Source organism: Nocardia sp. XZ_19_231, assembly GCF_015355705.1.
Lineage (GTDB): Bacteria > Actinomycetota > Actinomycetes > Mycobacteriales > Mycobacteriaceae > Nocardia > Nocardia salmonicida.
In genome coordinates this window covers 1,336,780-1,359,254 of sequence record NZ_JACUZI010000001.1, presented here as the reverse complement: position 1 = coordinate 1,359,254, position 22,475 = coordinate 1,336,780, and the positions used below count along the sequence as shown (strand labels likewise).

Genomic DNA, 22,475 nt, shown 5'->3' with positions numbered 1-22,475 from the left:
CAGGTCGCGGGTTTCGTACTCGTCCACCGTGACCTCGGGGGCACTCACGACAGAACCTCCTCTTGCACATCGTCGGTTTCGGGTTCGGGGATCGGCTCGGCCGGGGTGCCGGTGAGCGAAAGGAAAACATCGTCGAGAGTCGGGCGTACGACGGTCGCGTCGAGGACGCAGACCCCGGCGTCGTCGAGGCGGCGCAGCGCTTCGACCATCGTGCGTGACCCGTTGCCGACCACCACCGACACCTCGTCGCTGCCGGGTTCGTGGAGGGGTTCGCCGACGCCCACCTGGTGCAGCACCGACATCGCGGGCCACGGGCTCTGCCCGGCGGCGAGGGTGACGGTGAGCCGGTCGCCGCCGATAGAGGTCTTGAGTTCGTCGGCGGAACCACGGGCGATGACGGTGCCCTTGTCGATGACGGTGATCCGGTCGGCGAGCAGGTCGGCCTCTTCGAGGTATTGGGTGGTGAGCAGCACGGTGGTGCCGTCGTCGACGAGATCGCCGATCACCTGCCACATGTCGAGGCGACCGCGCGGGTCGAGGCCCGTGGTCGGTTCGTCGAGCACCACCACGGGCGGTCGCGCCACCAGCGCACCGGCCAGGTCGAGGCGACGTGCCATACCGCCGGAGTAGGTGCCCGCCCGCCTGCCCGCCGCGTGGTCGAGTCCGAACGCGGTGAGCAGTTCCTCCACGCGGGCGACCGACTGCTTGCGGCCCATCCCGTACAGGCGAGCCACCATGCGTAGGTTCTCGTAACCGGTCAGGTTCGCGTCGACCGCCGCGTACTGGCCGGACAAGCCGATCCTGGTGCGCGCGGTGGCCGGATCGGCCAGCACGTCGATACCGGCGACCCGCACCGAACCGGCGTCGGGTCGCAACAGCGTGGTGACGATCCGCACGGTGGTGGTCTTGCCCGCGCCGTTGGGACCCAACAGCCCCAGTACGGTGCCCGCCGGGATCTCCAAATCGATTTCTTTCAGGACGCGCACCTTGCCGTAACTCTTGGCCAGGCCACGCACTTCTACCGCGAGACTCACGGATGCATCTCCTTCTGGCCGCTGCCGCACACGGTGATCTCCGGTATCGCGTCGAGGTGGCGATGCAGCACGGGGCCGATCGCCGCCAGCGATTCCGGTGTGGTCATCGCCGCGTGCCTGCAGGGCAGGTCGTGGTTGTGGATGTTGCCGGTGACGAACGGCTGCCAGGCTTGGGCACACCGGCTCGGATCGGCGGCGTTGATCTCGTCCGCCGTGGCGGTGAAGAACACGAGATCGCCGTCGAAGGTGCGCGGCCGGAACCGGTTTGCCATGACAGTGCCGTCGGCGTACCCGGTGTAGAGGCGTTGCAGGTGGTCCACCGAGAGCGCGGCGAACGGGCCCGCCTGTGCCCGTAGCAGATCCGCCGCTTCGTGCAGGTCCAGGTCGGCGGGCAACGGTGCGCCGTCGACCAGGTCGGCGCCGAACTCGCCGAGGATATCGGCGACGCTGGGCATCGAGGTGTCGAGCCAGCGGTCGCCGAGTTGGTAGCTGTCCATCATCGCGAGCAGTGCGACGTCTTCACCCGCTTCCTGCAGTTGCACCGCGACCTCCTGCGCGATCAGGCCGCCGAGCGACCAGCCGAGCAGGTGGTAGGGACCGTGCGGCTGGATCGACTTGATATGGGCGACATAGTGTCCGGCGGCTTCGGGAATCGAGGTGAAGCTGTCGTCGCCGGACACGTGCGGGGCCTGCAGGCCGTATACCGGGCGCTGCGGGGCGAGATGAGCGAGCAGTCCCGCGTAGCACCAGGCCAGACCGATCGCCGGGTGCACGCAGAACAGCGGGGTGTCGTGCGGGCTGGTGGATGGGCGGATGGGCAGCACCGGGCTGGTCGCCGCCTCGATCACCGCCTCCGGGTCGGCGCCGTCGAGCCTGGCCGCGATGGCCGAGGGGGTGGCGTCGCCGAACATCATCTGGACGGGCATCTCGTACCCCTGCTCACGCAGTGCCGCAACAACTTTGGTGGCCAGCAAGGAGTTGCCGCCGAGTTCGAAGAACCCGTCGTCCGCGCCGACCCGCTCCACCCCGAGCACCTCGGTGAACACCGCGCACAGTGCCCTCTCGGCCGCGGTCACGGGCGCGCGGTAACCGCCGGACGCCGTGAACACCGGCTCGGGCAGCCGGGCGCGATCGAGCTTGCCGACCGGGCTCAGCGGTACCTCGTCGAGCAGCATGATCGCCTGCGGGACCATGTAGTTCGGCACGTGCCCGGCGACGTGGGTGAGCAGATCGGGCACGCTCGGCGCGGACCCGTTGCGCGCCTTCACATACGAGACGAGCGCCGTGACCCCGGCCTGCGTGGTGTGACCGATGGTGAGCGCGAGCTCGACATCGGCGTGCCGGGCGAACGCGACGTCGATCTCGCCGAGTTCGATCCGGAAACCGCGGACCTTCACCTGATGGTCGGTACGGCCGACGTACTCCACGTCCAGCGCCGACTTCGCGCCGTTGCGCCAGCGCACCAGGTCGCCCGTGCGGTACATCCGTTCACCCGGTGCGCCATAGGGATCGGCGACGAACCGCTGGGCGGTCAGACCCGGCCGGTTCAGGTAGCCGCGGGCCAGCGCCGAGCCGGCCAACTGCAGTTCACCGGTGACGCCGATCGGCGTCGGATGCAGTCGCCGGTCGAGCACGGTCGCCGCGACGCCGCGGATCGGCCCGCCGATGGTGATCGGACCCTGTGGGGTCATCGGCTGCGGCATCAACGTGACGATGGTCGTCTCGGTGGGGCCGTACACGTTGTAGAAGTTGCGCCCCGGCGCCCAGCGGGCGAGCAGTTCCGGCGGCAGCGCTTCACCACCGGTGAGCACATGGGCCAGCGAGTGCACGCCCGCCGGGTCGACGGTGCCGAGCGCGGCGGTGGTGACGAACGCGTGGGTGATCCGTTCCCGGATGAACACCTGCCGCAGATCCTCGCCGCCGACCACCCCGGCCGGGGAGATCACCAGCGTCGCCGCACCACCGAGCGCGAACAGGATGTCGAGCATGGCGGCGTCGAAGCTCGGGGTGGCGAAGTGCAGCACCCGGCTGCCGGGACGCACGTCGAAGCGGTCGGCGGTCTCGGCGGCGAAATTCGACAGACCACCGTGGGTGACGACGACGCCCTTCGGTGTACCGGTGGAGCCCGAGGTGTAGATCACGTACGCCGGATTGTGCACGCGCAGTGGGCGAACGCGTTCGGCGTCGGTGATCGGCGAGTCGTCGGTGCCGAGCACGGTGGCCCTGGTCTGCGGATCGTCCAGCACCAGCCAGCGGGTGTCGCTGGGCAGCCGATCGCGGTGCTCGAGCAGCGTCAGACCCAGTGCCGCGTCGGAATCGGTGAGCATGTGACTGATCCGCTGTGCCGGGTAGTTCGGGTCGACGGGCACGAAAGCGGCGCCCGCCTTGGCGACGGCGAGCATGGTCGCCACCGATTCCACCGAACGCGGAATACCCAGTGCCACCAGGGTTTCCGGACCGACGCCCCGACCGATGAGGACGCGGGCGAGCCGGTTGGTCCACCGGTCGAGCGCGTCGTAGGTGACCACCGTGTCGCCGGCGCACAGCGCGACGCCGTCGCGCGAGCGAGCCACGGCGGCGCCGAAGACCGCGGGCAGTGTGACCGGCTGCTCGGCGCGGGTGCCGTGCACCGGCGCCAGCGCGGTCCACTCGACCGCGTCGAGCAAGGCCAGGTCACCGACCGCGGTGTTCGGGTCGGCGGCCACGGCGGTGAGCAGCCGGACCAGCCGGTCGCCGAGCCTGCGCGCGGTGACCTCGTCGAACAGGTCGGCCGCGTAGTTCACCGACAGGCTGATGCCGTCGCCCACCCGGTCGGCGGTCTGGGTTTCGGTGAAGGTGAACTGCAGGTCGAACTTGGCGATACCGGCGTCGGCGTCGACCGCTTCGATCCGCAGGCCGGGCAGTTCCAGCATGCGCACGGGGGTGTTGCGCACCGAGAGCATCACCTGGAACAGCGGGTGATGTGCCTGTGAGCGCGCCGGGTTGACCACTTCGACGAGCCGTTCGAAGGGCACGTCGGCATTGGCGAAGGCGTCGAGGTCGCCGTCGCGCACGGTGCGCAGCAGATCGACGAACGCGCGCTCGTCGGCCACCTCGGTGCGCAGCACCAGGGTGTTGACGAACATGCCGATCATCGCGTCGAGCGCGGGATGCCCGCGGCCCGCGCTGGCGGTGCCGACGGCGATGTCCTCGGTGCCGGTGACCCGGTGCAGCAGCACCGCCAGGGCCGCGTGTAACACCATGAACATGCTGACGTTGTTCGCGGTGGCGATGCCGCGCAGCGCCCGGTGGGTCGCCGCGTCGACCGCGCAGTCGACGGTGCCGCCTCGATAGGAGGGCACCGGCGGGCGCGACCGATCGGCAGGCACGGTGAGCAGTTCGGGCAGGCCGTCGAGCACGCCGCGCCAGTGCCCGAGCTGCTTGCTGATCAGCGAATCAGGATCGTCCTCGGTGCCGAGGAGGTCCTGCTGCCACAGCGTGTAGTCGGCGTACTGGATCTGCGGGATCTGTTCGCCGAACGGTTCACCGATCTGGATGCCACGGTAGGCGGCGGCCACTTCGGCCGCGAGCGGTTCCAGCGACCAGCCGTCCATCGCGATGTGGTGCACGACCAGCACCAGCACATGCTCGGTCGACCGCGCGACGGCGAACTTGGCCTTGGTCGGCACCGACTGCCCCGTGTGGTCGACGCTGATCAGCGCCGCCCGCATCGGCACCGAGGCCGACAGGTCGAATCCCGGGGTGACGAAACGGGTCACAGCCGTTTCGACCTCACCGGCGGTGGCCGTCGCGTGGAACAGCGTGACGGCGGCGATCGCCGGGTCGAGCACCAACTGCTCGGGCTCCCCCGAGCTTTCCGGGAAGACCGTGCGCAGCGTCTCGTGCCGACGTTGCACCGTGTGCAAAGCGGCGATGAGCGCATCGAGGTCGACGGTGCCGTGCAGACGCAGCACGACCGGGATGTTGTAGGCCCCCGACGATTGGCTCTCGCCATCGGCGCCCGCGTTGAAGCGGTTGAGGAACCACAGCCTGCGCTGCGCCGCCGACAGCGGAATCCGTTCCGGTCGGCGCTGGGGCACCAGGTCCGGCCGGTACTCGTCGCCGGACGGTCCGGATTCGATGAGCGCGGCGAGCTCGGCGACAGTCGGCGTCGCGAACACGGTGCGCACTTCCAGGCGCACATTGCTGGCCGCGGCCAGGCGGGCCACCAGCTGGGTGGCCAGCAGCGAGTTGCCGCCGATGTCGAAGAAGCTGTCGGTGGCGCAGACCTCGCTCGTCCCGACCAGATCCTCGAACACCCGCGCGACGGTCCGCTCGGCTTCGGTCTGTGGCGCCCGGCCCGCGGTGGCGGTGAATTCCGGTTCGGGCAGCGCGGTGCGGTCGAGCTTGCCGACCGGAGTGAGCGGCACCTGGTCGATCAGGTTCAGCGACGACGGAACCATGTGCCCGGCCAGCCGGACCATCGCATGGCGCTTCACCCCGGCCACTTCGGCCGGGTCGATGCCCTCGTTCAGCTGGATCCAGGCGACGATCCGATCGTCGCCCGCGATCCGCCGCACATCGGTGTGCGCGAAGCGGACCTCGGGATGGCTGCCGAGCACGGCGCTGATCTCGCCGAGTTCGATGCGGAAACCACGCACCTTGACCTGATGGTCACTGCGACCGAGGTAGTCGATCTCCCCACCCGCGGTCCAGCGAACCACGTCGCCGGTGCGATACATCCGGCTGCCCGCCGGGCCGAACGGGTCGGCGATGAATCGTCCGGCGGTCAGGCCGTAGCGCTCGTGATAGCCCTGGGCGATACCGGCGCCACCGAGGTAGAGCTCACCCGGCACTCCGGTGAGGACCGGCCGCAGCCGTTCGTCGAGCACGAGTGCCCGTGAACCACGCACGGGCGTTCCGATGGCCACCGGAACACCCACCCGCAGCTCCGACATCGCGGCGATGACGGTGAACTCGGTGGGCCCGTAGGCGTTGACGAACCGCCGGCCCGGTGCCCAGTTCTCCACCAGGTCCGGTGGCACCGCCTCGCCGCCGGCCATCAGACCGCGCAGCATCGGCAGCGGCCAGCGGCTGGCATCGATCGAGGCCAGCACCGCGGGCGTCAGGAAGGTGTGGGTGATCTGTTCGTGTTCCAGCAGGGCCCCGAGTTCGTCACCGCCGTAGATGTCGATCGGGCCGATCACCATCTCGGCGCCGGAGTAGACGGCCAGGAGCATGTCCAGCACCGAGACGTCGAAACTGGGCGTGGAGAAGAAGAACGTCCTGGAGAACCGGTCGAGACCCATGCGTTCGCGCAGGTCGAGCGCGAGGCTCGTGAGACCGCTGTGGGTGACGGTGACACCCTTGGGCAGGCCGGTGGAGCCGGACGTGTAGATCTGATAGGCCAGGTCGGCGGTGCGCACCGGACGGATCCGCTCGGCGTTGTCGATCCGGACCCCGTCGTAGCCCGCCAGTTCGGCGTTCAGCTCGTCGTCGTCCATCAGCAACCACTGGGTGTCGAGCGGGCCCGCGGCCTCGCGCAGTGCGTCCGCGTCGGCGCGCACGGTGATGACCGCGCCTGCACCGGAGTCGGTGAGCATGTGCCGCACCCGGTCGGCCGGGTAGCGCGGGTCGACGGGGACGAACGCCGCACCGGAGGCCGCGACGCCGAAGATGGCAAGAGCGCAGTCCAGTGAACGGGTCAGACCCACCGCCACGCGGTCGCCGGTGCCGATCCCGCGAGCGATCAGTGCCCGACCGAGCCGGTGTGCCCGGCTGGCGACTTCGGCGTAGTCGAGCTCGCCCACTTCGCCGGTGGCACTGCCCTCGGCGAACCAGCGCAGCGCGGGCCGACGCGGAAACTTCGTCGCCGCGCCGTCGAGAATGTCGGCCAGGATGACCGGCGTGACCGCGGCCGGTCCCTGTGCGGGGACGTGGTCGCGCCGTTCGAGCACGGTGAGCGGGTTCAGATCGCACACGAGCCGCCGCGGGTCGGCGGTCACCTGGGTGAGAATCTGCACGAACCGATCGGCGAGGGTGGCGATGGTGGCGGCGTCGAAGAGTTCGGCGGCGTAGACGAACTCGAACCGCAGCCCGTCCTCGTCGGCGGGCGCGACCCGCAGTTCCAGGTCGAACTTGGCCAGCGCGATGTCGAGCTCGCGCGCGTCCAGCCGCAGGCCGGGCAGTTCCAGCGTCGGTGTGCGGTTGTCCTGCATGCTCAGCGCGACCTGGAACAGCGGGTGCCGGTTGCTCGCCCTGCTCTCCCGGCCGAGCGCGTCGACGACGCGTTCGAACGGCACATCGGCGTGGGCGAGGGCGGCCAACTCACTGTCGCGGTCGGCCTGCAGCAGTTCGGTGAAGCTGCGGTCGGGGTCGACATCGGAGCGCAGAACCAGGGTGTTGACGAACATGCCGACGAGGTCGTCGAGCTGGATGTCGGTGCGCCCGGCGACCGGAGTACCGATGGGGATGTCGCGTCCGCCGGTGACGCTGCGCAGCAGCACCGACAGGGCAGAGCGCACGACCATGAACAGACTGACACCGGTATCGCCTGCCAGCTCGGCCAGTGCTTGTTGCAGCGGCGCCGAAACCTGGCAGGTCACGGTGCCCGCCGCCCCCGTCGGTTCGACCGGACGGGGGCGGTCGAACGGCAGCGGCAACTCGTCGGGCAGCTCGGACAGGGTTTCGCGCCAGAACGCGAGCTGGGTGGCGGTGATGCTGTCCGGATCGTCCTCGGTACCGAGGACGGCCCGCTGCCACAGGCTGAAGTCGGCGTACTGCACCGGCAGCGGCGCGTGCTCGAAGGCGGTGCCGCCGGTCCGCGCTACGTACGCCATGGCGAGATCACGCGTCAGCGGGCCGAGCGACCAGCCGTCGGCGGCGATGTGATGCACGACGACGCCGAGCAGATGCTCGTCGGATGCGGTGCGCTGCAACGACACTCGCAACGGCGTCTGCCGGGTGAGGTCGAAGCCCTTGCGGGCCAGCGCGGTCAGCGCCGCCTGCGCCCGATCCGGTGCGGTGTCGACGACCTCGATCGCCGGCATCGCCTGCGCGAGCGGCAGGATCACCTGCTGCGCGCCGGAGAGGTCTTCCGGGAACACAGTGCGCAGTACTTCGTGGCGCTCCACCAGGTCGGTGAGGGCGCCCTGCAGCGCGTCGACGTCCAGATCTCCGCCGATTCGCAAGACGAATGCGATGTTGTAGGCGCTGGATTCGGGGGACAATCGGTTCAGGAACCACAGCCGTTGCTGCGGCAACGACAGTGGTATGCGTCCCGGGCGCGGGGTGTGTACCGCCAGCGCCACCCGCTGCGTCCGGGGCGCTTCCGTGATCAGCCGGGCGATGCCCGCCACGGTCGGCGCCTCGAAGATCTGCCGGACGGGCAGATCCACTTCGAAGTCGGCGTGCAGCGCGGCGGCGAGCCGGGTGGCCAGCAGCGAGTTGCCGCCGATGTCGAAGAAGCTGTCCTCGGCGCCGGGAATCGGGCGACCGAGAATCTCGGTGAACACCGCGGCCACCCGCATCTCGAGGTGCGTGCGCGGCGCGCGTGACCCACCGTTGACCACGAATTCCGGTGCGGGCAGCGCCTTTCGGTCCAGTTTGCCCGCCGGGGTGACCGGCATCGCGTCGAGCACCGCCAGCGCGGCGGGCACCATGTAGCCGGGCAGCCTGCCGCGGGCGGTGTCGAGCAGGGCGGCCGGTTCGATCGGGCCGTCGGCGGTGACGTAGGACGCGAGCCGCTGCTGACCCTGCTCGTCGACGTGGACGATGGTCAGCGCGGACCGCACGCCCGGGTGTTCGCGCAGCACATGGTCGATTTCGCGCAGTTCGACGCGGAAGCCACGGATTTTGATCTGGTCGTCGGCACGGCCGAGGAAGCGCAGGCGGCCGGTCATGTCGGCGACCACGAGATCGCCTGTGCGATACATTCTTTCGCCGACTCGACCGTGCGGATTGGCGACGAATCGCTGCGCGGTGAGTGCCAGCTTGCCGAGGTACCCGCGAGCCAGACCGGGCCCGGAGACGTACAGCTCGCCCGGTGTCCCCGGCGGCACCGGGTTCATCCGGCCGTCGAGGACGAACAACCGCATGCCGCGCACGGGCGCGCCCAGCGGCACCGGCTCCCCCGGCACCATGGCCGCGCTCGCGGTGACCGCGACGGTGGCCTCGGACGGGCCGTACATGTTGTGCATCCGGTATTTCTTGGCCCAGGCGTCGACGAGCTCGTCCGAGCAGGCCTCGCCACCGACGATGACCGTGCCGAGGGCCGGGAACTCACCCGCGGGCACGGTGGCCAGCGCGGCGGGGGTGATGAACGCGTGGGTGATGCGTTCCGAGCGCAGGAAACCGGCCAGTTCCGCGCCGCCGTAGAGGTCGGCCGGGGCGACCACGATCGTCGCGCCCGCGGCGAACCCGAGCAGCAGTTCGAGCACCGAGGCGTCGAAGCTGGGCGAGGAGAAGTGCATGGTGCGCGCGTGGTCGGTCACCTTGAACAGCTGGGTCTGTTCGCTGGCCAGCGAGGCGATACCCGCGTGGGTGACCACGACGGCCTTGGGGATGCCGGTCGAGCCCGAGGTGTAGATGAGATAGGCGGGCTGACCCGCCCGCATCGGATTCCTGCGGTCGGCGTCGGACAGCGGGGTGGCGGAGCGGACCGCGCAGTCGGCCTCGAAATCGGCCGTCCCGAACACCATCCACTCCGGCGCCCGCCGGTGCTTGCCGGTGGTAGTGGGCAGCGCGGCGAGGTGTTCGGGCAGGGTGAGCCCGAGCGTGGCGCCGGAGTCGCCGATCATGTGCGCGATGCGTTCGCTCGGGTAGGCGGGATCGACGGGCACATACGCGGCGCCGGTCTTGGCGACCGCCCAGATGGCGATGATCGACTCGAGGCTGCGCGGCAGCGCGACGGCCACCACCGATTCGGGGGCGGCACCGTGCGCGATCAGGCTGCGCGCCAACCGGTTCGAGCATTCGTCGAGCTCCCGGTAGGTGGTGTCGAAACCGAGGTAGCGCACTGCCACCGAGTCGGGCAGGTGTTGCGCGGTGTCGCTGAGCAGCCGGGCCAGCGTGCCCGCCGGTTCGGCGGGCGCACCGGCCACCGGAACCAGTCGGGCGATCTCGCGGCGGTCGAGCACGTCGAGGTCACCGATGGCCGTGGCGGGGGTCGCGACGGCAGCGGCCAGCAGAGTGGTGAACCGCCGGGCGATGGCCTCCACCGAGGCGCGATCGAAAACGTCGGTGGCGAACCCGAATTCGGCGTGGAGCGGTCCGTCGTCGTGGTTGTCGCGCACCTCGAGCTGAAGGTCGAACTTGGCCACACCGATCTCGATCGGCACCAGTTCCGCTGTGACGCCGGGCAATTCGACGCGCAGCTCCGGAGTGCGGTCGTAGGACAGCATCACCTGGAACAGCGGATGCCTGCTGGTCGAGCGATCGGGGTTGACCAGTTCCACGAGCCGCTCGAAGGGCACGTCGGGGTTGGCGAAGGCATCGAGATCGGTCTCGCGGACCAGGTCGAGCATGCGGTCGAATCCGGCATCGAGGTTCACGTCGGTGCGCAACACCAGGGTGTTGACGAACATGCCGACCAACTCGTCCAGCGCCGGATCGGACCGGCCCGCGATGGGCGTACCGATGGTGACGTCGGTACTCGCGCACAGCCGGGCCAGCAGGGTGGCCAGCGCCGCGTGCAGCACCATGAACATGCTCACCCCGCGACCGGTCGCGAGTTCGGCTGCCGCACGCCGGGTTTCGGCGTCGATGACGAATTCGACGGAGTCCCCACCGGTGCCACGCTGCATCGGCCGCGGCCGATCGAGCGGCAGGTCGAGCTGATCGGGCAGCCCGGCCAGCGTGCCGCGCCAGTGCCCGAGCTGACGCGCGATGGGCGCTTCGGGGTCGGTTTCCTCACCGAGCAGTTCGCGCTGCCACATCGCGAAATCGGCGTACTGCACCGGCAGCGCCGCCCACTGGGGTGCGGCACCGCCCGCGCGCGCCGACACCGCGACCATCAGATCCCTGGCCAACGGGGCGACCGACCAGCCGTCACCGCTGATGTGGTGCAGCACCACGAGCAGCAGGTGATCTTCGGCGCCGACCCGGTACAGCGCGACCCGCAGCGGTGTCTCGGTGCGCAGATCGAAACCACGCGACGCCACCTGCGCTGCCAGCGCGGGGATCTCGGCGGCGGACACGTCCACCGGCGTGAGTTCGGGTTCCACCCCGGCCGCCGCGTGGATGAGCTGGTACGGGCCGTCGGGGCCCTCGGGGAAACTGGTGCGCAGGCTCTCGTGGCGGTCCAGGACGTCGCGCAGACCCGCGCGCAACGCGTCGAGGTCGAGATGTCCGGTGAGCCGCAGGGCCAAGGGCATGTTGTAGGCGGCGGCGTGTTCGGCGAAGCGGTTGAGGATCCACAGCCGCTGCTGGGCCAGCGACAGCGGCACCTGTTCGGGCCTGCGCACGGGAACCAGTTTCGGCGTGGAGGTTTCGGGCCGATGGGTGCTGATGTAACCGGCCAGCGCGGCGATGTTGGGCGACTCGAACATTTCCCGGATGGTGAGGTTCGCATCCAGGGTGGTGTTGATCCTGGCAACCGCGCGGGCGGCGACCAGGGAGTTGCCGCCGAGGTCGAAGAAGCTGTCCTCGACACCGATCACGGTGCCGTCCAAGGCGAGCACCTCGGTGAAGATCTCCGCGAGTGCGCATTCCAGTTCGGTCTGCGGCGCCGCGGCGCCGGAGGTCACCCGCACACTCGCCTCCGGCGCGGGCAGCGCCTTACGGTCGACCTTGCCGTTCGCGCTCAACGGCAGTTCGTCGAGCACGACCAGCGCCGAGGGCACCATGTAGGACGGCAGGCCACGGCGCAGTGTCGAGAGCAAGGCGGTGGACTCCGGCGCCGGGGCGCCCCGCGCGGCGACCACGTAGGCGACGAGTTCGTCGTCACCGGTACGGCTGGCACGAGCGACGCAGACCGCGCGGGCGATCCCGTCCTGCGCGAGCAACGCGGATTCGATCTCGCCGAGTTCGATCCGCAGTCCGCGGATCTTGACCTGGAAGTCGGTGCGGCCCAGGTATTCCAGGACACCACCGGCGATCTGCCAGCGCGCCAGGTCACCGGTGCGATACATCCGCTGCCCCGGTGTGAACGGGTTGGCGACGAACCGGTCGGCGCTCAGGTCGGGGCGCCCCAGGTAGCCGCGAGCCAGCTGCACGCCGGCCAGGTACAACTCGCCCGCGACACCGGGCGGCACCGGTCGCAGATACGAGTCGAGCACGTAGGTCTGGGTGTTCCACACCGGCGAACCGATCGGCACCGTGGTGGCGTCGGCCGGGCACGGCCAGTAGGTGACGTCGACCGCGGCCTCGGTGGGCCCGTAGAGATTGTGCAGTTCCGGTCCCCCGTCGGGACCGTGCAGCGCGGCATGGAAATCGCGAACGGTGGCGCCCGGTAGCGCCTCGCCACTGCAGAACACCCGGCGCAGCCCCGCCCCGCCGCGCACGCGCGGGTCGGTGACGAACAGCGACAGCATCGAGGGCACGAAATGTGCGGTGGTGATGGCCCTTTCGGTGATGATCCGCGCGAGGTAGGCCGGGTCGCGATGCCCTTCGGGAGCGGCGACCACCAGGCGCGCACCGACCTGCAGCGGCCAGAAGAACTCCCACACCGACACGTCGAAGGTGGCCGGGGTCTTCTGCAGGACCGCGTCGGTGTGATCGATGGGGTATTCGGCCTGCATCCAGCGCAACCGGTTCACGATCGCGGCATGCGTGACGCCGACGCCCTTGGGCTTACCGGTGGAGCCGGAGGTGAAGATCACGTAGGCGAGATGCTCGGGCCGCAAGGGCGCGCGACGGTCGGCATCGGTGATCGGCGCGACATCGTTGCCGCTCACGTCGAGAGCGTCCAGATCGACCCGGACGGTGCCCGCAGGCAGCCGGACACCGTCGCGATCCGCGGTGAGCACACACACCGGATCCGCCTGTGCCACTACCGCTTCGATGCGATCGACCGGATGCTCGGGATCCAGCGGCAGGTAGGCCGCGCCGGTCGCGAGCACCGCGTAGATCCCGACGACCAGATCGATACTGCGATGCAGGCACACACCGACGGTGGTCTCCGGGCCCGCACCGCGGGCGATGAGTTCGCGCGCCAGCTGGTTCACCCGGTCGCCGAGTTCGGTGTATCCGATGGTGCGGTCACCGAATTCGAGACCGACGGCATGGGGGCTGCGGCGCACCTGATCCTCGAACAGCGAGACCAGGGTCGCGGCCTGCATCGGCATCTCGGTGACGTTCCACTCCCGCAGCACCCTGTCGTTCTCGGCGGCGGTGATCGCGGTGAGCGCGTAGGTGGGGGTGGTCGGCTCGGCAGCGAGGAAGCGCGCGAGGAAGTCGAGGTAGCGGGAGTGGTGGGCAGCGTTCTCGGACTCGCCGTAGAGCTTCGGGTTGGCCTCGAAGTCGAGTTGGATGCGGCCGCCGTCGCCGTTGTAGATGTTGATCGAGAGGTCTTCGACGGGTCCGGTGGCGAGAACATTGACCTGACCGGCGATATCGTCGAACTTCAGCTCGTCGTGGAACAGCATGATGTTGACCATCGGCCCGAAGAAACCCCGCGCGTCGCGGGAGTAACCGCAGTCGCGACGGATGTCGTCGGAGCGGTAGCGCTGGTGCCGCAGTGCGCCGGTGATCTGCAGTTCGGTCTGGCGCACGACGTCGGCGACGGTGGTGTGCTCGTCGAACCGGACCCGCAGCGGCACCACGTTCGACACCACGCCCGCCGAACGGCGCAGCACCACGGTGGTGCGGGCCGAAACCGGCAGACTCAGCACGACATCGGGGTCACCGGTGACCGAACGAACGTAGGCGGCCAGTGCGGCGACGATGAGCGCCGAGTTGGCCGAACCGTGGGTGGCGATCGCGTCGGTGAGCAGGGTGTCGAGGTCGGCGTCGAGCACCGCGGTCGCGCGGTGGCGACCCGCGTCGTGGGTATCGCCCGCGGCGGTGACCGACGACAGTGTCATCGGTTCACCCACGCCGGCGAGCTGTTCCTTCCAGTACTCGCGGTCGGCGCGGAACCGGCTGGACTCACGGTAGCGGGATTCGTCGGCGTAGAGGTCGACGAGAGCGGCGGCCCGGGACACCGACGGTTCGCGCTGCTCGCCGACGGCGGTGTAGATCTCGGCGGTGCGCGAGAGCGCGTTCATCGCACCGTAACCGTCGATAACGATGTGGTGTCCGCGCTCGTACCAGAACCATTCCCGGTCACCGACCCGCAACACCACATTGATGGTGAGTGGCTCGTGCTCCATGTCGATCGGGGTGCTGGCGTGGGAGTTCATCCATCCCAGCGCGGCAGCCCGCGGGTCGGATTCGCCGCGCAGGTCGATCCGAGCCCACCCGGGCCGCCAGGTCGGGTCAACTCGTTGGTGGGGTACGCCGTCGATCTCGAGTAGGCGGACATGTCCCACCTGGGACTCCGCACCGTAGCGCTCCACCGCGTAGAGCAGCCTCCCGACATCGAGATCACCGTGCAGTTCGACGTAGTGCGCGATGGTGAGCGGGATGTCGGGCCGGATCCGTTGCGCGTACCACAGTGCTGTCTGACCGGGTGAGAGGGCGAACGGTTGGCCCGGGTCCTCGTCGGTGACGCTCGAGCTGACGTGGTCGGTGGCCAAAGAACTCATCAAGCACTCCGTTTCTGCCTTGTGTCACAACTCCCCGAGCAGCGCCCGGGCACACGACGGCCCAGGGCGTGGCTTTTCCACGCCCATGATTCGGAGTACTCCGGCAGCCGGATGGCTACCGAGATGGATTTATTTTGATCTCTGTGGATTACGCCCCTGCAGCAGCAACTTCGTGCCGCTTCCCCCGGGTTGAAACAAACCGCTTATTCAGAATTGTCCGAAATCCGCACAGCCTTCGCCGGATTCGCTCCGCGCCGTCGAAGAAACACCAGCCCGACGCCGATCGCGGTCAGGATAACGGACGCCATTTCGGGCCATGCACCGACTCGGGTAGCGATTGTCGTCGCGTCGCGCAAAGGTAGCTGAGCCACCAGCGCGGCGGGGATGACCTGCTCGGTGTGCTGCCTGAGCACGCCATCAGCAGTGATGATCCCGCTGACTCCGGTGGTTGCTGCGACCACGAGCGCGCGCCCGTGTTCGACCGCACGCACCCGCGACATGGCGAGTTGCTGATAGGTCATCTCGCTCTCACCGAACGTGGCGTTGTTGGTCGGCACTGTCAGCAGTTGAGCGCCCGCGGCGAGAGATTCCCGAAATGCTCGATCGAAAGCGACCTCGTAACAGGTCGCCACACCGATCGGAACACCAGCGGCTGTCACCGTTCCGTCACCGTTACCCGGCACGAAATAGCCCGCACGATCGGCATAGGAAGAGAACAAACGGAAGAAACCACGCATCGGCAGGTATTCGCCGAATGGCTGGATGATCTTCTTGTCGTGCCGCTCCCCCGGGCCGGCCGTGCCGTTCCACACGATCACCGAGTTGGTGGTCGTGCGGTCACCATTCACCAGGACTGCGCCGACCAGGATCGGGGCGCCGATCTTCACCGAGGCTTCGGTGATCTCCGCGGCGGCGTCGGCATTGCGCAGTGGATCGATATCGGAGGAGTTCTCGGGCCAGATCACGATGTCGGGCCGTGCGGCCTGTCCGCGGTTGACGGCGTCGGCCAGCTCCTCGGTGCGCCGGACGTGGTTGTCCAACACCGCGCGGCGCTGGGCGTTGAAGTCGAGCCCGAGCCGCGGCACGCTGCCCTGGATGGCGGCGACCGTGATCGTCCGGGTGCCTGCATCCGGGGCGGGCAGTGTCGGCCGCAGGATCACTCCGGCCAGGGGCATGATAGCCACGGTCACCACGGCGGTGGCAAATCCGATGCGCGCGGCGCGGGTATTCGCGCGCGGCGCGGGGGTGCGCGCCCAGGCGAGCAAGCGCAGGGCAAGGGCGGCCAGGCCGGTGCCGGTCAACGCGACCGCGAAGCCGACCAGCGGCGCACCGCCGTAGGCGGCCAGCGGCAGATACCAACCGTCGGCTTGCCCGAACGCGACGCGCCCCCACGGGAATCCACCGAACGGGAAACTCGACCTGACCCATTCGCTCGCGGTCCACGCCAGCGCGAGCCACACCGGCCAGCCCGGCAGCGCGCTCAACCACCGGGCGAGCACGCCCCACAGTCCGAAGTACACCGCGCACACCGTCGAGAGCGCCAGCCACGGCACCGGCCCCACATAGATCCCGGTCCAGGGCAGCAGCGGCACGAAGAACGCCAGCCCGCCGAGCATCCCGTAGCCGAACCCACCACGCAGCGTGCCCGGCCCGCGCACCGCGACGGTGAGCAGGGCGATGGCGACCGGCGCGAGGAACCAGAACGGGCGGGGCGGGAAGCTGCCGAACAGCAACAACCCACCCGCCGTCGCCACCAGCATCCGCAGCATCATCGTGTAGCTCTGTCCCTTGTGCGTGTCGGCGACGTCGGACGTCGTGGCGTCGGGATGGGCCGTGGCGGGGTCGATCATGGTGTGCTGCTCCGTGATTCGTTGCTGGCGCGGGTGCCGACGGCGGGTCAGGCGGTGTAGATCGTGGTGCCGTTGTGCACGGTGCGCAGGCAGGTCGGCAACTCGGCACCCGGGTCGAGGCGTGGGAGGCCGGGGACCCGGGAGCGGGGGTCGGTGGACCAGCGCTGCACGGTATCGGCGGCCGCGGCGACGACGAGGTCACCCGCGTCCCAGACCGCGTAGGAGGCGGGGGCGCCGGGGACCAGCGTGCCGGCCATGCCGTCGCGCACGCCACCCGCTCGCCAGGCGCCGCGGGTGGCGGCGGCGAAGGCGGCCCGCGGGGACAGTCCGTGACCGGAGGTGCGGTGATGCACGGCCGCGCGCACCTGTTCCCACGGGTTCATGGCGGTCACGGGTGCGTCGGAGCCGATGGCGAGGGAGATGCCCGCCGCCGCCATCGCAGAGAAGGGGTTGAGGCCGGCGGCGCGCTCGGCGCCGAGGCGCGTCGCGTACATCCCGTCGGGGCCGCCCCAGGCGGCGTCGAAGCCGGGCTGCACGGACGCGATCACGCCGAGCGCGGCGAGCTGTTCGATCGCGGCGGCGTCGGTCATCTCCGCGTGCTCCACCCGGTGCCCGCGTGCGGCGATCGCCGGACCTCCGAGTTCGGCTGCGACACGGGCGAATCCGGCGACGACGGTATCCATGGCGGCGTCGCCGATGGCGTGGAAGCCTGCCTGGATGCCCGCCTCGGTGCACGCGTGAATGTGCGCGGTGACGGTGTCTTCGTCGAGGAAGCTCTTGCCGCAGCCCGCCGCGTCGGCGTAGGGCGCACGCAGCAGCGCGGTGTGTGAGCCGAGCGAACCGTCGACGAACAGGTCGCCGCCGAGCGCGTGCACCCCGAGCTCGGCGATCAGGGCGCGCGCCTCATCCGCGGTCCGCACGGCTTGACCCCAGTAGGCGCGCACGGCCACGCCGTGTTCGAACGCGAGCAGTTCGCGAATGTCGTCGCGGCCGGAGATATCGGGCCCCGCGCATTCGTGCACAGCGACGATGCCGTGTGCGGCCGCCGCGTCCAGAGCGGCCTTGCGCGCCGAATCGCGCTGGGCGCGAGTGAGTTCCGCGAGGGCGACCGTGCGCACCCGGTGGTGGGCGTCGGCACGCAGCAGTTCGCCGCGCTGGTATCCGTCGCCGAGATCGCCTGCCGCGTCGAGCAGCGCCGAGGACGCCACGGCCGAATGCGCGTCGACGCGCGCCAGGTAGACGAGCCTGCCCGCACCGGCAGCCTCGTCGAGTTCGGTGACCGTCGGCGGGCGCTGCTCGGGCCAGGTGGTGTCGTCCCAACCCTCGCCGATGATCACCCCGTCCGGCTGATTCGCGGCGTGGATGCGGACCGTCTCGAGCAGTTCGGCCAGGGATCCGGCGCCACTCACGTCGAGTCCGGTCAGCTGCAGTCCCAGCGCGGTGATGTGCACATGCGGGTCGACGAACGCGGGTGCGACGAACGCACCGTCGAGGTCGACGATCTCCGCGTCGGGATGCATCGCGCGCCCGGGCGCTTCAGCGCCCAACCACACCACGGTGCCGTCGGTGACCGCCATCGCGGTCGCGTCCGGGGAACTGGAACTGTAGAAACGACCACCGATCAGCAACTGGGTACTCACGATGCCCCAGTCTGCCGTATCGACGGATCGTCACCTCGGCAGGGACAGTCTCAGCCGGGCGGCGAGCGGGTCAGGTCGGCAGCGACAGCGCGGCGCGCACTTCGGCGTCGCCGAACCCGGCGGGACAGTGCCCGCCCGCCTCCACGGCGATCAGTTCCAACCGCCATGCGGCGGTGGTGAAGTCCGACATCGACTGTCCGGCAGCGGCGCTCGCTCTACGCACCGCGTCGGCCAGTTCCTCGCTCACCGTGACGGTGATCTGCTCGGGGGCCATGTCGGTACTGTAGACCCTTCGCCGCCGCGCGCGGGCATGTCGCTCGGAGCCTTTTCGAATTCAGGCGGGGCCGAGCGCGCGCGGACCCGCGGTGTGACCGTCGTCGTACCACTGACCGACCACGGTGCCGTCCACCACGTCGCCGTCGGCGTCGACCACCATCCCGCGATACGGCGAGGGCGCGAACGAGGGCAACGGACCGAAGCGCCGGGTACCGAGCTTCTCCAGCGCCGGTCGCAGCAGTGCCCTGGTCGGCGGGAACAGCGCGAGCAGGCCGACGAGTCCGGTGACCAGGCCCGGCACGAACAGCAGCACCGATCCGGTGGCGACGATCACGCCGTCGGCGACCGCGCTCTCGGCGGTCACCTCGCCGCGTGAGGCCCGCCGGAATCGGTCGAACACCCGCCTGCCCTGCCGTGCGAGCAGTACCAACCCCACGCCCGACACCGCGACCAGCGCGACCAGCGCCCAGCCGATGCCGATCAGCTGGGCGAGACCGACGAGGGCGGCGATCTCGACGACGAGGTAGAGGACGAACAGCAGGGCGGTCATGGCGATCCTTTCGGACGATCTATCCCGTCAACGCACGAGCGCCCGATTTTTCTCCCGAGCGGGACCGCGCGCTCAGCCACCGGGCCGGACGAGCCCCGTTTCGTAGGCCAGCACCACCGCCTGCACCCGGTCGCGCAAGCCGAGTTTGGTGAGCACCCGGCCGACATGTGTCTTCACCGTCGCCTCCGACAGGAACAGCGCCGCGGCGATCTCGGCGTTCGAGCGGCCGATCGCGATCTGTTCGAGTACTTCGCGTTCGCGGGCGGTGAGGACGTCGAGGATCTTCGGGTCGCGCAGACTCGTCGGGTCCTCGGCGACGAGCCGGTCCAGCAAGCGCTTGGTGACCTTGGGCGACACCACCGCGTCCCCGCCGGCGACGCTGCGGATGGCCGAGATGAGGTCCTCGGGTGGGGTGTCCTTGAGCAGGAATCCGCTCGCACCGGCGCGCAGGGCACCGAGAGCGTGTTCGTCGAGGTCGAAGGTGGTCATCACGAGCACCCGCACACCCTCGCCCGCGGCCACGATCCGCGCGGTGGCGGTCACCCCGTCGACGACGGGCATCCGCACGTCCATCAGCACCACATCGGGGCGCAGTTCGCTCGCCCGCCGCACGGCCTCGTCACCGTTGCCCGCTTCGCCGATCACCTCGATGTCGGGGTGTGCGCCCAGCACCATTTTCAGGCCCATCCGCATGAGTTCCTGATCGTCCACCACGAGCACGCTGATCGGCATTGCCTCACCCTAATGCGCACAGCCGCGCCGCGTTCTTCCGTTTTTCGCGTAGGGCCGCAGCGCGTGGGTCAGTCCGTTTCGGTGCGCAGCGGGAGGTCGGCCCGCACCCGCCAGCGTCCGTCGTCGAGCCTGCCCGCGCTCAGGGTGCCGCCGAGCACCGCGACTCGTTCGCGCATCCCGACCAGCCCCATCCCGGCACCGGGAATCTCGGCGCCGGGGCTCACCCGAGCGGGAACGCCGCCACTGTCGGTGACTTCGACGAGGATGTCCTCCTCGCGCCGGTGCACCCGGACCACGGCCTTCGGCTCTGTTCCCGCGTGCCGCAGGGTGTTGGTGAGCGATTCCTGCACGATGCGGTGCAGGCCGAGGCTCACCTCGGGAGCGATGTCGTCGAGTTCACCGGTCAGTTCCAGGTCCACGGCCAGACCCGCCTCGCGCATCATCTGGGCCAGCTTCGCGATACCCGCGCTGCCGTGTTGGGGCAGCAGTTCCGGGGCGTGCTCGGTGCGCAGCAGCGCGACGGTGCGGCGCAGCTCGCGCAGGGCTTCGCGCCCGGTCCCCGCGATGGTGGCGAGCGCGCGTTCGGCGGTTTCGGGGTCCTTGCGCAGGGCGTATTTGGCGCCGTCGGCCTGCACGATGATGACGCTCACCGCGTGCGCGACCACATCGTGGAGTTCGCGGGCGATGCGGGTGCGTTCGGCGGCGACCGCGTCGTGCGCGCGACGTTCCTTGTCGTAATCGGCGACCGCGAGCCGCGCGGCGACCTCGGAGTCGTACGCGTGCCGGGCGCCGTTGAACTCGGCCAGCGTCCAGCACAGCGCGTAGATGAGCCCGGCCATCGCCAGATCTCCACCCCTCGGCTGGTCGAGCAGCAAGACCGACAACGCCATGTCGAGCGTGAGAAAGGCGAGGAAGATGAGCCCCTCACGCCGGCCGACATAGGCGACGAGCGTGTAGAGCATCACCCCGAGGCCGATCAAGGCGACGTGGTCGGCGGCGTTTTCATCGGCCAGGTAGCCGATCAGGGTGTTCAGCAACGACAGCACCAGCAGCGCCGCCGCCACCGCGCGCGGATACACCCGGCGAAGGATCAGCGGCAACGGCAGAATCACCGAGAAGAACAGATAGACGACCTTGTTGCGTTCGTCGCCCACCCCGAGGGCGTCGAGCAGCAGGAGCAACCCCGCGAGAATCGAGTCAGCGACGATGGGTCGTCCGCGTAGCCACAGGCTGAACCGGCGCACGAGGCCCAGCGTAGCCCCGGCTGGCTTTCCGGCCGTGATCTTGATTGCCTGGACGCGTGCAACTCGGAGACTGGACGGTGCTACTGGTCGCCGCCGCGGCGGCGGGCTGGGTCGATGCCGTGGTCGGCGGCGGTGGGCTGATCATTCTGCCGACGCTGTTCCTCGTCGTCCCCGGCATCGCACCGCAGACCGCGCTCGGCACCAACAAGCTCGCCGCTCTGGCAGGTACCGCGACCGCGGTGGCGACCTTCGCGCGCAGGGTGCCGATGCAGTGGAAGATCCTGCTGCCCGGCGCGGTGATCGCCGCGATCACCGCCGCGTGCGGCGCGGCGGCGGTCTCGCTGATCGACCGCGACCTGTTCATCCCCCTGGTGATGGTGGTGCTCGTCGGCGTGGCGGTTTTCGTGACCTTGCGCCCCTCGGTCGGCCTGACGATGGCCACCCATCCGCCGACGCGCCGCAAGGTGATCCTGGTCGTCGGCCTCGCATCCGGACTGATCGGCCTCTACGACGGGCTGCTCGGACCGGGCACCGGCACCTTTCTGATCATCACTTTCGCGACGCTGCTCGGCACCGAGTTCGTGCGGGCGGCGGCGATGGCGAAAGTGATCAACTGCGGGTCGAACGTGGGTGCGCTGCTGTTCCTCGGCTCGACCGGCCACATCCTGTGGGGCCTCGGTGCGGGCATGGCGGTGGCCAATGTCATCGGTGCGCTGATCGGTTCGCGGATGGCATTGGCCAAGGGCGCCGAGTTCGTTCGGATCGTGTTGCTCGTCGTCGTGGTGGTGATGGTGATCCGCTTGGGGTGGCAGCAGTTCGGTTAGCGCACCGGCTCGGAGGGCGCGGAGGCGGCCAGCCAGGGCTGCAGGACCCGCGAGGTGGTCTCGTGGATCTTGCGGTGCAGGCGTTCGCCGTCGTCGATGCCGTGCTGGGGCTGTTGGAACAGCACGGTCAGCGCCCCCGATACCGCGCCGACCACGGCGCCGACCAGCGCCGCGGCGCCGACCTCGTCGAGTTCGTGCGGGAACGCGATGTGCAACTGATGGGCGATCTCCCGCTGCGCGACCAATTGCGCGTGCGCGGCACGACCACTCACCGAGGGGACAGTGCGCGAGACCCGCGCCCGCAGCGCGGCCACCCGCGAACTGATGTCGTCGACGAGGCGTTCGCCGGGATTGTCACCCGCGGCGCGCAGGGCCCGCAGCAACACCTCCACCGGCCGCTCACCGGGCCGACGCGTGGCGATGGCGGCGACCGCCGCGCGCACCCGTTCGTCGCTCTCGGGGAAGAGCAGATCTTCTTTGCTCGCGAAGTAGTTGAAGAAGGTCCGGGTGCCGACCTCGGCCTCGGCCGCGATCTCGGCGACGGTCGTTTCCTCGTACCCTCTGGCCTCGAACAATTCGACGGCGGCCACGAGGATCGCACGACGGGTTCGTTCCTTTTTTCGATCGCGCAGGGCAGATGGCGGCACGGCGGGCACCCTAC

General features: G+C 69.7%; 10 protein-coding genes. 1 reads left to right on the top strand and 9 read right to left on the bottom strand.

Annotated elements, in window-relative coordinates; genetic code table 11:
• Window positions 1-44: 44 nt before the first annotated feature.
• The 8 genes from IBJ82_RS06080 to IBJ82_RS06045 form a co-directional block, all read right to left on the bottom strand.
• Entirely contained in the window at window positions 45-1,034 is a 990-nt protein-coding gene (locus IBJ82_RS06080; protein WP_194824883.1) for an ATP-binding cassette domain-containing protein, read from the bottom strand.
• Window positions 1,031-14,698, bottom strand: a complete 13,668-nt coding sequence (locus tag IBJ82_RS06075; RefSeq protein ID WP_194824882.1) for a non-ribosomal peptide synthetase — start codon at window positions 14,696-14,698, stop codon at window positions 1,031-1,033. Before IBJ82_RS06075 ends, IBJ82_RS06080 begins: the two co-directional genes overlap by 4 nt.
• 203 nt (window positions 14,699-14,901) lie before the next feature.
• Window positions 14,902-16,470 (bottom strand): apolipoprotein N-acyltransferase, encoded by a 1,569-nt coding sequence (gene lnt / locus IBJ82_RS06070; protein WP_194825208.1) that lies wholly within the window; start codon window positions 16,468-16,470, stop codon window positions 14,902-14,904.
• Between the two features lie 125 nt (window positions 16,471-16,595).
• Entirely contained in the window at window positions 16,596-18,188 is a 1,593-nt protein-coding gene (locus IBJ82_RS06065) for an amidohydrolase family protein (RefSeq protein WP_194824881.1), read from the bottom strand.
• 70 nt (window positions 18,189-18,258) lie between these two features.
• Window positions 18,259-18,462, bottom strand: a complete 204-nt coding sequence (locus IBJ82_RS06060) for a hypothetical protein (protein ID WP_194824880.1) — start codon at window positions 18,460-18,462, stop codon at window positions 18,259-18,261.
• Between the two features lie 60 nt (window positions 18,463-18,522).
• The gene (locus IBJ82_RS06055; RefSeq protein ID WP_194824879.1) at window positions 18,523-19,014 is read right to left on the bottom strand and encodes an FxsA family protein; all 492 of its coding nucleotides are present in this window, start codon (window positions 19,012-19,014) and stop codon (window positions 18,523-18,525) included.
• Between the two features lie 72 nt (window positions 19,015-19,086).
• Window positions 19,087-19,746, bottom strand: a complete 660-nt coding sequence (locus IBJ82_RS06050; RefSeq protein WP_194824878.1) for a response regulator transcription factor — start codon at window positions 19,744-19,746, stop codon at window positions 19,087-19,089.
• A gap of 68 nt (window positions 19,747-19,814) precedes the next feature.
• Complete coding sequence (locus IBJ82_RS06045; protein ID WP_194824877.1) at window positions 19,815-20,990, bottom strand: histidine kinase; 1,176 nt, start codon at window positions 20,988-20,990, stop codon at window positions 19,815-19,817.
• Between the two features lie 56 nt (window positions 20,991-21,046).
• Here IBJ82_RS06045 and IBJ82_RS06040 point away from each other — a divergent pair, with 56 nt between their 5' ends.
• Window positions 21,047-21,814 (top strand): TSUP family transporter, encoded by a 768-nt coding sequence (locus IBJ82_RS06040; protein WP_194824876.1) that lies wholly within the window; start codon window positions 21,047-21,049, stop codon window positions 21,812-21,814.
• Here the strand turns inward: IBJ82_RS06040 and IBJ82_RS06035 are convergent.
• Window positions 21,811-22,461 carry a TetR/AcrR family transcriptional regulator gene (locus tag IBJ82_RS06035; RefSeq protein WP_370585166.1) on the bottom strand — a complete coding sequence of 217 codons (651 nt, stop codon included), beginning with the start codon at window positions 22,459-22,461 and terminating at the stop codon, window positions 21,811-21,813. The genes IBJ82_RS06040 and IBJ82_RS06035 overlap by 4 nt on opposite strands.
• Window positions 22,462-22,475: the final 14 nt, after the last annotated feature.